12 protein-coding genes are annotated in these 13,465 nt (G+C 44.8%); 3 read left to right on the top strand and 9 right to left on the bottom strand.

From position 1 onward, the window contains the following. Positions 1 to 57: 57 nt before the first annotated feature. Positions 58 to 1,107 (bottom strand): NAD(P)-dependent alcohol dehydrogenase, encoded by a 1,050-nt coding sequence (locus AC0MA3_RS02280; RefSeq protein WP_474655035.1) that lies wholly within the window; start codon positions 1,105 to 1,107, stop codon positions 58 to 60. A gap of 298 nt (positions 1,108 to 1,405) precedes the next feature. Between AC0MA3_RS02280 and AC0MA3_RS02285 the strand changes: the two genes are divergently transcribed. Together AC0MA3_RS02285 and AC0MA3_RS02290 are read left to right on the top strand one after the other, a co-directional pair. Further along, positions 1,406 to 1,957, top strand: coding sequence for a TetR/AcrR family transcriptional regulator (locus AC0MA3_RS02285; protein WP_474655036.1), 552 nt, complete (start codon positions 1,406 to 1,408; stop codon positions 1,955 to 1,957). A gap of 77 nt (positions 1,958 to 2,034) precedes the next feature. Beyond that, positions 2,035 to 3,210 (top strand): serine hydrolase domain-containing protein, encoded by a 1,176-nt coding sequence (locus tag AC0MA3_RS02290; protein ID WP_474655037.1) that lies wholly within the window; start codon positions 2,035 to 2,037, stop codon positions 3,208 to 3,210. A 114-nt stretch (positions 3,211 to 3,324) separates the two neighbouring features. On the opposite strand, the gene gshAB is transcribed toward AC0MA3_RS02290, so the two are convergent. From gshAB to AC0MA3_RS02305, 3 genes are all read right to left on the bottom strand, one after another. Further along, the gene (gene gshAB, locus AC0MA3_RS02295; RefSeq protein WP_474655038.1) at positions 3,325 to 5,664 is read right to left on the bottom strand and encodes a bifunctional glutamate--cysteine ligase GshA/glutathione synthetase GshB; all 2,340 of its coding nucleotides are present in this window, start codon (positions 5,662 to 5,664) and stop codon (positions 3,325 to 3,327) included. Positions 5,665 to 5,736: 72 nt separating this feature from the next. Further along, positions 5,737 to 6,042: an ArsR/SmtB family transcription factor gene (locus tag AC0MA3_RS02300; RefSeq protein WP_474655039.1), complete on the bottom strand. Its 306-nt coding sequence runs from the start codon at positions 6,040 to 6,042 to the stop codon at positions 5,737 to 5,739. A 139-nt stretch (positions 6,043 to 6,181) separates the two neighbouring features. Continuing rightward, positions 6,182 to 7,885: an ABC transporter substrate-binding protein gene (locus AC0MA3_RS02305; RefSeq protein WP_474655040.1), complete on the bottom strand. Its 1,704-nt coding sequence runs from the start codon at positions 7,883 to 7,885 to the stop codon at positions 6,182 to 6,184. Between the two features lie 142 nt (positions 7,886 to 8,027). On the opposite strand from AC0MA3_RS02305, the gene AC0MA3_RS02310 reads away from it, so the two are divergent. After that, positions 8,028 to 8,921, top strand: coding sequence for a helix-turn-helix domain-containing protein (locus AC0MA3_RS02310; RefSeq protein WP_379152357.1), 894 nt, complete (start codon positions 8,028 to 8,030; stop codon positions 8,919 to 8,921). Between the two features lie 39 nt (positions 8,922 to 8,960). Here the strand turns inward: AC0MA3_RS02310 and AC0MA3_RS02315 are convergent, their stop codons facing one another. The 5 genes from AC0MA3_RS02315 to AC0MA3_RS02335 form a co-directional block, all read right to left on the bottom strand. Further along, on the bottom strand, positions 8,961 to 10,472 hold the full coding sequence (locus AC0MA3_RS02315; RefSeq protein ID WP_474655041.1) for a glycoside hydrolase family 43 protein: 1,512 nt from the start codon (positions 10,470 to 10,472) through the stop codon (positions 8,961 to 8,963). Positions 10,473 to 10,723: 251 nt separating this feature from the next. Then, positions 10,724 to 10,852: a DUF6254 family protein gene (locus AC0MA3_RS02320; protein WP_379152351.1), complete on the bottom strand. Its 129-nt coding sequence runs from the start codon at positions 10,850 to 10,852 to the stop codon at positions 10,724 to 10,726. A gap of 101 nt (positions 10,853 to 10,953) precedes the next feature. Beyond that, positions 10,954 to 11,934 (bottom strand): aldo/keto reductase, encoded by a 981-nt coding sequence (locus AC0MA3_RS02325; RefSeq protein WP_474655042.1) that lies wholly within the window; start codon positions 11,932 to 11,934, stop codon positions 10,954 to 10,956. Positions 11,935 to 11,966: 32 nt separating this feature from the next. Next, complete coding sequence (locus AC0MA3_RS02330; RefSeq protein ID WP_379152345.1) at positions 11,967 to 12,362, bottom strand: cupin domain-containing protein; 396 nt, start codon at positions 12,360 to 12,362, stop codon at positions 11,967 to 11,969. Between the two features lie 174 nt (positions 12,363 to 12,536). Next, positions 12,537 to 13,445 (bottom strand): ArsR/SmtB family transcription factor, encoded by a 909-nt coding sequence (locus AC0MA3_RS02335; RefSeq protein ID WP_379152341.1) that lies wholly within the window; start codon positions 13,443 to 13,445, stop codon positions 12,537 to 12,539. Positions 13,446 to 13,465 lie beyond the last annotated feature (20 nt).

A 13,465-nucleotide genomic window follows, 5' to 3' on the forward strand; every position in this document is an offset into this window, starting at 1 on the left:
AAAGAATCTGCTATTTCTGTAGCAGATTCTTTCTTTGTTAGTATTCAATACCCGTGATTATTCTTTCTCCATCGTGCTGATGTCGATCACAAATCGATACCGGACATCTGAGGCTAACACGCGCTCCCAAGCTTCATCAATTTGGTCGGCAGAAATAATCTCAATTTCAGGAGCGATATGGTGTTCCGCACAAAAATTCAACATTTCCTGGGTTTCCCGAATGCCACCAATCATAGATCCGGCAAACGAACGGCGGTGGCCGATAAGTGAGAATACGTTAACTGGCAATGGCTCCGCTGGAGCGCCTACATTGACAAGAGTACCATCCAGCGCTAATAACGAAAGATAGGAACCAATATCAATACCCGCACTCACGGTATTCACAATCAGGTCGAACGAACCAGCCAACTCTGCAAATGTTCCCGGGTCACTTGTGGCATAATAATAATCCGCCCCAAGCTTCAGACCATCATCCTTCTTCTTCAATGATTGAGATAGAACCGTTACTTCTGCCCCCATGGCATGCGCTATTTTTACGGCCAGGTGTCCAAGCCCTCCAAGTCCTACAACAGCTATCTTTTTGCCAGGACCAGCTCCCCAATGGCGCAGTGGCGAGTATGTCGTGATCCCTGCACACAACAATGGTGCTGCGGCATCCAGCTCAATACCGTCAGGAATTCGAACTACAAAATCTTCAGTAACTACAATATGTGTGGAATAACCTCCTTGTGTAAATTGCCCATACCTATCGACAGCCCCATAGGTTCCTGTCATTCCATTGAGGCAGTACTGCTCTTCCCCTTTATGGCAGTTATCACATTCCCGGCAGGAATCAACCATACAGCCAACCCCAACACGGTCGCCAATAGCATATTTTGTAACCTCTGAACCTACCTGTGTAACAATCCCTGCGATCTCATGCCCTGGAACAAGAGGATATTCTACTGGCCCCCACTCGCCCCGTGCTGTATGAATGTCAGAATGGCAAATCCCTGCGAACTTAATCTCAATCAGAATATAATGTGGCTGTAGCTCTCTGCGCTCTATCGTGGTCAGCCGGAAGGGGCCTTCCTGGCTGAATGTAGCACGTGCGTTAACAGTAATCATTGTAAAACCTCCTGCGAATTGGTTTATTGAATAAACATGGCAGTTGAACAAATCCGAAAACAGATAATCCTACTTATGAGTTCACCTTAAGACTTACACGGTTAACTTCTTAGTGAAACTCCAACATACAGTTACGATATTCCCAACCGGAAATAGTAAACTAAATTTGTTTAATCAACTCATGTCAATTATTATATAGGGTAGAATTCTATGTGCAAGGATCAAAAAGACGTATTATGTTGATTTATCAACACATTAATCAATAATATTCATTATCTAAGAAAGTTTGGTGTAAATATTGACGGGCAAAGTGGATCGCAGAATACTTAAAACCCAGGAAGCCTTAAAAAAGGCTGTCATTGAACTCATGACTGAGAAGAACTTTGACGACATTACCATTCAGGAGATTGCAGACCGTGCGAATGTCAACCGTGGAACCATATATCTTCATTATCAGGACAAATTCGATTTATTGGATAAGCTCATAGAAATTCATATTAATGAGTTAGGTGAGATGGATAAATGGGCATGTGAGATGAATTGGGTCGATGCGCTGGTACCTTATTTTGAATATTTCGAGAAAAATTATTTGTTTTTTTCAACGATGTTAGCAAGTAAAGGCACCCCCTCTTCTTTCCGGACACGGCTCTTGGCTTCATTTATGAAAGGCTTCCAGGGTGAGATTGACAGGGAAAGCGATAAGAATGCGGATTTGAGTGATGATGTTATGTTGCAATATGCAGGAACTGCGTACGTTGGAGTCATTGAATGGTGGATCAGGAATGGGATGCCCCATCCACCGCACGAAATGGCAAAACAAGTCGGGGTGCTTTTAGAGAGGAGCCTATAAGTATACTATACAGCCGGTCCAAAAGCGTTTAAAATTCTCTGTAGCGAATAATTTTGGGAGAGGGAGTCATAAAAGACATGCTGGACCTAAACATTATCAACCAACTGAAGAAAACGCTTAAAAAAAGTATCGACAACAAGGAGATCGCCGGTGCTAACTTCATGGTGATCAAGAATGGCAACGAGGTTTTTTATCATGAGGACGGAATGGCCGACCATGAGACAGGTCGCGCTATATCAAGAAATTCAATCTTCCGCCTATACTCGATGACAAAGCCGGTTACCGCCACTTCCATCATGATGCTGCTGGAGCGTGGGGATATCGATTTATTCGATCCTGTCAGCCAGTATATTCCGGGTTTCAAAAACCAACAGGTCGAGATAAATGGTGAACTGAAGCCTGTTACCCGGGAAGTCAACATTCACGACTTGCTGAATATGACCTCTGGACTGGTATACGGCGGAACCGATAAAGCGGGACAGTACACAGATGCTTTGTTCCAGGATCTGGGCAGCCGTCTATACGGTGAAGATCCAATGAGCACAATGGAATTTGCGAACCGCCTGGGTCAAGGTCCCCTATCGTTCGAGCCGGGATCATTCTGGCAATACGGAACGTCGGCGGACGTCCTTGGTGCGATTGTGGAGACGGTTAGCGGCATACGTTATGGGCAATTTCTGAACAAGGAGATATTTGAGCCGCTGGGAATGAAAGATACCGGTTTCTGGCTGTCAGAAGAACAAAGAGTTCGTCTTGCCAAAGTCTATCAGGATGATGGTGAAGGCGGATTGAAGGCGTACACGGACAGTCATCTCGGTATCTTCCACCACATGGACCGGGAACCGGCATTCGAGTCGGGCGGAGCGGGACTTGTCTCTACGATTGACGATGCCGCTAAATTTACGACGATGCTTATGAATCAGGGCAGCTATAAGGGCGTTCAATTGCTCAAGCCTAGAACCGTTCAATATATGACTTCAGCACGATTAAGCGATTGGCAGCAAAAAGGGTTCGATACTTGGCATTCCTTGCAAGGCCACAGCTACGGTAACCAGATGCGCATCATGATCGACACCGGGAAAGCCGGAGTAATCGGCGGCCAAGGCGAATATGGCTGGGATGGGTGGCTTGGGGCGTATTTCTGCAATAGTCCTCTAGATGGTCTGACCGTGCTTTTTATGATCCAGAAAAAAGATGCCGGCACGCTGCCGATTACCCGCAAGCTGCGTAATATCGTTATCAGCAGCTTATAAGGAGATTTGTTGGGCAAACCAAAGCAGTCCGCCCCCCTCTGTGGTAGAGGGCGGACTGCTTTGGTTACCAGATCAGTACTCTCCCGCTCGAAGAGTCTTCCCTACCGGATCTCCTCATGCTTCCATGGGCGGTCCGAATAATAAATCAAGGATCTTATCGTCTGCTCTTCGATTTATACCTTGATATGGATAACAATGAATATGAATGGCCGGATTAAAGTTAATTTCGATAATACTATAATTCTCCTCGCTTGCCTCTTCGTTAATATAATTAATCATCATGTCGACTCCACAAAATGTAGCTCCAGCAGCTTTAGCAGCCCGCACAGCTATCTGTTTATAGCTTTCTGGAATGTCATCTGTACAATCGATACTGTCCCCTCCCGTGCTGATATTGGAGTTTTCTCTTAAGTAGATTACTTCACCTAATCTTGGGATATCTAATGCGCTCATGGACTGGTTTTTCAAAAATAACCTTTCCGGTTCGCCTAATTGAATCCGTTCTAGCGGGGTTCTATACCCTTTCCCCCTCAACGGATCTTTGTTTTTTTGCTGAATCCGTTCTTCGATTGTATGCACCCCATCCCCTACTATATTGGCAGGTACACGGTGCAGTATCCCTACTACTTCATCTCCCATAACCAGGAAACGATATTCTTGTCCTGCTACAAATTCCTCAACTAGGATCGTCCGGTCATGAGCAAAGGCCATATCAATAGCTTGCTTATAATCTTCTATAGTATAGCTATTGGTGAATATAGTGATGCCCAAGCCAAAATTCGTCGATTTCGGTTTTACTACGATTGCTCTATCCCGATGAACTTCATAATCCAGCAAGGCATCCTGTTGACTGCCATAAGCTGCACCAGCAGGAACCCGAATTCCATGCTGTTTCAGCACCTTCTTGGTAACGATCTTATTCTCCATGATTAGTACTGTACTGTATGAATCTAAGGATGTTTTCGTTGCCTGCTTCACATATTCCAGATGATCCCCCTTCTTAAGGACAACAAAATTCTCATCACGATCAATGAGCTCAAAGCTAATTCCGCGCTTAACCGCTGCTTTTAGTAATAGCTGTGTCGACAATTCCAAATCTTCATAGCCAACGAACTGGTATCCTGCCGCACAACTTTCTTGTGCATATTGCTTCGCTTTATTTAAGTGATAAGTCAGATAAGAAGAAGATTGTATTTCTGATTTGACGATGGATGCGTAACTGTGGTCGGAATTGTGCAGGATGTCTCTATGATAATTAAGTATATGAATCCACGACGAGTCGTCGGGTTGGAGTGCTTTTATCATTGCTTGCATTTCATCAAGGATAGCTATGGCCTTTTCTTTCATGCTTACCCCACTGCCGTCATCCAGCAGTTCCCCTTGAAGTCCTTTGAACATAAGGGTATCCACATTCATATCTGCTTGCTGCTGTTGTTGTTTAGTGAAGGGTTCATCGTGCTTCAGCATCACATAGATAAGAAATAAATGGATGAATTTCATAGTCTGCAGACTGATCCCGTTCTTATAAAGCGGGTTTAAATCGAACATACGTAATTCTATATAAGCTACACCGTCTTCCAGAAGCGATTGCATGGGATGATCACCCTTAGCCGGCTTCATACGAATAGGACTATAAAATTCTTTGACACTGAGTAATTCCTTCGAAATGACCAATTCTCTCAAATCCCGGACATACTCATCCATTGAATTAAAAGATACATATATAGGTTTTTCATTTCGATATCCGCAAATACTATTGCGCAGTGAACTCATATTGGGAAAGAAATGGCTTTCGTCATCCAACTGATCGCTTAAGGATACACATCGATCTACATAGGTTTTATTAAAAACAGGACTGGCACCGGTCAAATAAATCAGTAACCAGCGATATTTCAGAATATTCCGTGCTACCTTGAAATATAAATCGTCCTTGAATTGCTTAAAACCGGTTTTACTTGGTACAGCTTCATAGAGCTTTTGCAGAAAACCCTCATCGAACGAAAAATTATAGTGGATTCCGCTGAGCAACTGCTTCTTTCTCCCATACTTGCCCGCTAACTTATTTCTGTACGCATCTTCTAAAGGATCATTCATCTGGGCAATAGGAATATCCTCTTCTGGAGGCAAAGCGGGGGGATTACTGCTGGTCCACAAATACTCACCGGACAATTCTTGCGTTACGATATCTTGCAGCGCCTCCAGGAACAAATAGGTCTCCTCAACGGAATGGAATGCGGGAGTGATCATCTCCACCTGGCTTTCCGAAAAATCGGTTTGGATATAGGGATTATCCATTTTGGAGCCAAATGTTTTAGGGTGATGTGTTAATGCGAGATTCCCATGTTTATCGACACGCGCATTCTCTTTTTCAAGCCCAAACCGTCCCTTAAAAATTTCTTGAGTTAAATGGTTAGCGATAACGTAATTTATATAATCAGAATTTAGCAACACCATCTTAAATACCTTCCTTTGCTTCATCAGAATCTCATCAAATTATTTTGATGGATAGAACAATTCAACTCCCTTTTATACCGTGGGAGGGTAAAAGATACAACAAACATCATCCGGCAAAAGATATTTGATCGCCTTCTCATTGATACTGTAATAGTTACAGCGACCTTCCTTACGACACTTAAGTAAATCTGCATCCAGCAATAACTTAAGGTGATAAGACAACTTGGATTGGGGAAGATCTACGATCCCTTCCAGCTCACATACACACACTTCAGATTGTTTTTTGATTTCATACAAAATCGCTAATCGCTTCTGATCAGCCAGTGCCTTAAACTTTTGTTCGTAATTACTAAACAATTGCGATTGCTCTGTATTCATAGTTAGACCTCGTCAAATCAAATTTATTTGATACGTTTATCATACGCCAATGAAATCTATCCGTCAAAGCATTCTTATCCTGAATACAGACATAAAGGCCCTTACCTCAAGTAGGTAAGGACCTTTATACGTTTAACTATTATTTTATATCCTTGCCGGTAAAGAGTGATACTCTTGCTTTAACCAGCTCTGTATATTCCTTCTCCATTTTCTCTGCTCCAACTTTGTTCAATTCTTGAATGAATGCATCATATATTTTGTCAAAGTCTGCTGGTGTTGCGAGAATGGCTTCCGGAATACGTTTGTGGACAATGTCCTGTGTTTTTTGGTAAATGACCTGATAATCCCCATCTGTCGGAACCTGCATATTATACAGTGCCCCCCATTCTTTGACAGGAAATTCATTTTCGGCCGGGAACAGATCCTTCCACGTGGTTGCTTTATAAGCCGCTAAAGCTTCCTTCTCAGCATCCGAGTAGCTGGCAATGATCTGTTCCGGGAAGTTGGTCGTATAGTAGTTGCCTGTTGAATCTTTGACGCCGTCTCCGTAACGGACACCAAAGGCTGAATACATATCGATGCCTGTCTGTTTCCCGAAATTAGCGGCATCATTCACTTTCTGATTGCGGATCTCTTCCGGAATCACACGCACTCCGTTTTCTATTGTATATTGTTTGCCTTCAATCCCCCAATTTCGTAACACCTGTCCTTCCTCAGAGGACAACCAGTCTATGAATTTGATGGCACGGACAGGGTCTTTGCAGGCAGTAGTGATACTGATACCATAACCGTCCACCCCAATGGCCTGAAGGGTATTATCTTTATACTGCTCACCCAATGTCACTGGAAAATGACCATATGTGTATTCATCTTTACCAGCTGATTTCAGTGCATTTTCTGCATCTGAATATTCCCATTCCACAGAAGTGAGACCGAGTACGCGTCCGCTGGAGATTTTGGATTTATACTGATCATCCTTTTGCACAAAAGAATCTTTATCCAGCAGTCCTTCGTTATACATGTGATTCAGCCAGCGGAAGTAATCCTTTTCTTCCGGACGTTTGTAATGCAGCATGGTTTCATACGTTTCCGGTACCACGTAGTACTCACCATCACCTGCACCCCCGGTAGTCGCTGCGGCTTGATTGGTTACGGTAATCATACTCTTCCAGCCATCTGCATTTAACAAAAGCGGAATGGTAGGTTGTCCATCGGTTGTCGGATGTTTGGACACATACTCCTTGAGTACGCTTTCAAAGTCTTGAACCGTTTTGATCTCCGGATAACCTAACTCTTTGAGCACACGGAGCTGAACTTCAAATCCGCTCGTGACATCAAAATACTGCTGATCCACACCTGTGTTAGTTGGAATCGAGTATATGGCCTGGTCGTCTTTACTGTATTTCATCCGGTTCATATCTTTACTCATGACCTTTTTAATATTTGGTGCATACTTGTCGATAAGATCAGTCAGATCGATAATTGCTCCTGCATCCACCAGTTTGCCGAGCTCTCCTTTGGCGTAAATCATGTCCGGGTAATCTCCGCTGGCAGCCATTAATGAGATCTTGTCTCCACCGCCGCTGCCCACATCAAATTCGGCATCCAGGGTAACTCCGGTCTTCGCAGTAATCTCTTTACCTACATCATCCTGCATTTTATTCCAGTTCGGATTGGCATCAGCTCCAAAGAATGAAAATGTTACCGGAGCGGTATCGCTGCTGCTGTTGCTGTCATTTGCGGTGTTAGCAGAATTATTTTTTGTGCTGCTGCAGCCTGCCGATAGAAGGAGCGCACTTGCTAAAAGTGCTATTCCGAATGTCTTGGGCAATTTTTGAATCATGGTGATATTATCCCCCTTTAGGTAAATTAATCGTGCCTGTTTTCGTCTTTATTTTAACTTCTGATCCATGTGAAAACCTTGATTATCAAGTCACAAAATAGCATAATATAGACATGATTAATAACGGAGCGGGTGCTTTCATTTGAGTGATGTCTATCTTAACTGGTTCACAACCGATGAGCAGTTTCCATTTTTCATTCAGTACGGAGGACATGATGAAGAAATGTCCCTTCATAAACATGTGGATTTCTCTGAGCTGGTCATCGTATTGAATGGTCATGCTACACATATCGTTAACAATGAGGAATCTTTTATCAAGAAAGGCAATGTATTTGTCTTGAACGGCGGGACCCATCATGCCTACAAAGCCCCGCACGAATTCAAAATTTGTAATGTAATGTACAAGCCGGATATGTTGAAGTCTGCCGGACAGGATCTGCGCTCCCTAGATGGTTATCAGGCACTTTTCATTCTGGAACCTTTCTATCGCAGCATCAATACGTACAAAAGCAAATTGAACATGTCCATTGCAAGCCTTGAATATGTTACAGCGCTGGTATCAGTTATGATCAAAGAATATGAAGCGAAGCAACAAGGTTATCAGACCATGCTTGCTTCCCGGTTCATGGAGCTTGTGGTGTACCTGTCCAGGCAATACGATCATCAGGAGAAGGGCGTAGCCAACAGTCTGATGCATCTGGCCAGTGCAATCTCTTACATCGAGGATCATTACCTGGATCAAGTAGCACTGGAGGAGATTGCATCCAAAGCGGATATTTCCGTCAGACATTTAAACCGGATCTTCCAGTCGTATTACCGGACCACACCCATTGCTTATCTGCACCGGCTGCGTTTGGAACGGGCCTGCACACTGCTTAAGCAAACCAATCGTTCCATTACGGATATTTCTTACGAGTGCGGTTTTAACGATAGCAACTACCTCACACGCCAATTCAAAAAAAGCTACGGCATGACTCCAAAAGCATTTCGTAAGATGCAAGAATCACAGCAGCATCCGGTATTCTCTGAACATTAAGGCTTGTTCAGGCAGAAGGAGCTTCACATTCCACAGAACCTATTCGATTGGCTCATAGTGAAACCAGTCATATAGCGCAGGGGTGGGATTCTCCGCATCTGAGGTAGCATACATAGCTGCCATTACACCAACAAAACCGCCAGCGACTTCGGTAGAGAGAAGATGTGTTTCTCCCCATCCCATTTCTATGGTGCCAGACTGTGAAGAACGGAACGATGCCACGAATCTTTCGGGTTGCGCTTGAAACTGCAGCTCAATGGCTCCTTCAGGACATTCACGCTGCTCCACCATCTGCATGGAGCCGACTGTCCGGCGGAAGATCAGCTGCTTGCGGCCCTGAATGAATTTTACAGCCAGATCGTAATGATGCTTTTCGTCCATGTACATCGTTAACCCCGCTTCTTCTCCGTCGTGCTGAGGATCGAATTCGAGCTTAGCCACCACTGTACAGGAAAAGTGACACAGGCGGCGACCTACAAAAGCAGGAGCCAGGGCCTCATTTAAGGTTGCCGCTTGTCCAAGCAAGACAAGATAACCCGGTCGCTGCGTCAAAGACCAGCTGCCCTCCACAGGGTTACGCAAGAATGTCCATCTCATATCCAGCTGGGTATCTTCAAAGTCGTCTCTGGGCGGTTTTTCCGGCCATAACACTTGGGGCAGCTTCGGAGCATCCATCACAGGCTCGATATGGGTGCCATTGCCTACGATAGGCCAACCATCAGATGTCCAGCTCACGGGTGCCAGAAAAACCTCTCTTCCCAGGTGATGTCCCATAGGGTAGGATACCGTTCTTATTCCTAGGCACACCGCCCACCATGAACCGTCATGAGCTTCAATTAAATCGGCATGGCCCGTTGCATATATACCGTTTGACATACTTCTATTCGTTAAAATCGGATTGTTAGGGCAAGGTTCAAAGGGGCCATAAGGATGATCACTTCTTGCAATCGTCTCCATATGGCCATATTCGGTTCCCCCTTCGGCGATCATCAAATAATATTGCCCATGGATTTTGTATAAATGAGGCCCTTCAGGATGAGCACCACCAGTACCTTTCCAAATCAAGCGGCTCTCTGACAGTCTGTCGCCGGTCTCCATATCGATCTCACATTGATAAATGCCATCCCCTTCAGCGCCAGTAGTTGGAGACTGGAGATATACACGGCCGTCATCGTCGAACAATAGAGAAGGATCAATGCCGCCCTGGGCAACTTTCACAGGCTCCGACCAGGGGCCTTCAGGGTTCTGAGCCTTGACAAAAAAACTCCCGCCCCCGCTGACATTGGTAGTCACCATATAAAACCAGCCGTTGTGGTAACGGAGTGTCGGTGCGTAGATTCCACCTGAACTCCATGCACCCGTTAGGGGAAGTTGCTGCTTTGTGGTGAGACAATGACCGATCTGCCGCCAATGAACCAGGTCTTTACTGTGAAAGATAGGAACACCGGGAAAATATTCAAACGAACTTGTGACTAAATAGTAATCGCTGCCAACACGGCAAATACTCGGGTCAGGATGAAAACCCGGTATTACGGGATTGGTATATTTCATGAATCCGCACTCCTGTCAGTTATTAATACAGATGCCAATCCTCTGTTCACTTCACATTGTAGTATAATTCCACTTTGCTATACCTTCATTTTCAAGTCATAGGTATAGCATAATCTAGTCATTGCAATTCTTATAAAAAAATCGCCCCTGGGTTAAATGGAAGTGTGACCACCATTTTACAAGGAGCGAGTTCTGAGCAGATTCAATGAAGAAAGACTGCCGGCATATTAGTCCGACAGTCTTTCTTATTCTTAAAACGCAGTATGCTTCTCATCATATTCGCTGGACAAGGTCTTAAGCGATTTGATTTTACCATGGGGGTGCTGATCTTGCTTTCGTGACTTCCAGGCTGCTTCTTTTCTTCTCATCTGGTGAGCCATACAAGAATCCTCCTCGGGAAACTGAGATGTATACTACATCCTTAGGATGGCATTCCCGGGCTGAGTTCATTCATGTTCTGATAAGGAAGCATGTCGCTGTATTACTGAGCACCGACTATTGGATGCGGAATATATAGTTCTTCAAGGAATGAAATTTCTTCAGGTGTTAATTTCACCGACAGAGCACCTACTGCATCTTCGAGTTGAGATAGCTTCGTTGCGCCTATAATAGGAGCAGCCACAGATTCCTTCTGCAGCAGCCAGGCAAGCGCAATATGAATATGGGGAACGCCAAGCTTGTCTGCAAGTGACGCTACACGCTGAACGATCAACCGGTCTGCTTCTGCTGTAGAATCGTATTTTGCTTTTTGAATCAGATCGGTATCCGATCGGTGTGTGCTTTCTGAACCATTACGGATCAGTCTTCCTGATGCAAGTGGACTATAAGGAGTCACCGCAATTTTGTGATCTTTACAGAGCGGCATCATCTCCCTTTCCTCTTCACGGTAGATCAGATTAAGATGATTCTGCATGGATACAAAACGCGTCCAGCCATGCTTCTCTGCTACATGCAAAGCCTTCTGAAATTGCCAAGCGTACATGGCAGAAGCACCGATATATCGGGCTTTTCCGGACTTCACAACATCGTGTAGCGTTTCCATGGTTTCTTCGATTGGCGTATTGTAGTCCCAGCGGTGGATGATATATAGATCTACATAATCAGTCCCTAGCCGCTTCAAGCTTTTGTCGATTTCGCTCATAATGGCCTTTCGGGAAAGCCCCCCACCGTTTGGTCCTTGATGCATACGTCCCCAGACCTTAGTGGCAAGCACAATTTCATCCCGGTCGGCATAATCCTTCAATGCCCGTCCTATAATCTCTTCACTGGTTCCGTTTGCATAGACATTCGCTGTATCAAAAAAGTTGATTCCGAGTTCCAGAGCTTTTTGGATGATTGGACGGCTGTTTTCCTCATTAAGCACCCATTGATGCCCTCCTGGCAGCACATCTCCAAAACTCATACAACCCAGACATATCCGCGAGACGTCCATACCAGTATTGCCAAATTTGACATATTCCACAGATCAAACCTCCAATTCCGTTACGTACATTCCTACAGTTTCTCATACCATTCATCATCGACCGGTTCAAACCAATCCGTGGGTCCTGGGGTCATGGCCAGGTGAACAAACCAGCTGTCCTTTGTGGCACCATGCCAATGCTTCACGTGAGGCGGAATATTGACTACATCACCTGTTGTGAGTGCACGGGCGGGTTGGCCTTCTTCCTGATACCAGCCATTGCCGCCGGTGACTAACAGGACTTGTCCAACCTGATGAGCATGCCAGTTGTTACGGCCCCCCGGAGCAAAGGTTACATTTCCGATCGCGGTATTTAGTGGTGCTGGATCTGTAAACACCATTTGCAGATAGGCGTCACCTGTAAAGTTTGTTTTCACCTTCTCCCCTAACGGAAAAATAGTACTATTGCTGAGCTGTTCATTTTTCATGATGGATTCCTTCTTTCAATGGATAGATTGATGGTTTTAGGCTCTATTATAGATTTACCCTCTTTAGGTATTCGCGTCTATTATTATAAAGAAATTAAAGGGCTTGCCTATTGTTAAAACCATCCGATTTGTTCATTAATGAATGGAATTAATGAATTTGTTCATTATCAGCCATCACTCGCTAAGGTATACACGAATCACAATATCCTGGTCATGATTGCCGAATCCCGCTCCATAGAGCGTCAATCCCCCTACATTTACGGAATCCTCTTCAACCGCAAAACGAAGTGTCCAGAATTGTTCTTTTAACTTGATATCAACAATAGTCACATCCGACATCCACTCTCCATCTATATACGTACCTGAAGCATCAATGCGAATCGTCTTCAATAATCCGTATTGGTTCACATTTCGATGCCACCACTTTGGTGTATAGATGCCACGCGCGGCTCTTCCGAAGTCTGCCGGGCTTGTCCATATTCCAAGTGCTACACCGTTAAAAGTGAACCGGATATCCGATGGCCAATGATCTCGCAGACCTGGGGCTTCAGAAGCAATCTCCATGGAAATTTCGATAGCCTCTGGGGTTTGCTCAGGAAGCAAGTAGTTAGGCGTTTTATATTCTACGTAGCCTTTTCCAAACCACAGAATGGCAGCCTGAACCCGCTCGGGATCGAGAAAATAGCGCGGATCGTCCCAGACTCCGATTTCTTTCTCATGGGTGCCAAGCCCGCAGGTAGGATGAACATCAAAAGCGGTATAATGACCGACTGAAATCGTCTGTTCTCTGATCCTCGAAGTTCGGTTGGCGGAGGGCAGCTCGATCTCGATGCTTTTTTGCTTGAGGAAACACATTTTATGCGTTCCTCCGTCTATCCGAACCCTGCGGCTCCCGATTAATTCGGCCTGCTCGAGTTTGCGAATGTGCATGGTGACGATGGAAGGGCTCAGTTCCAGCTTTGACGCGATGTCTTTGACATTCATTTCACTGCCGGCAATCAAATCCATAATTCTCCACCTGACTTCACTAGCCAGCGCTTCATATAATGCAATATATTTCGGTTCCCCGTTCGCTTTTAGCATGGACATCTTCTCCTGACGAA

Source organism: Paenibacillus sp. LS-5 (assembly GCF_056121505.1).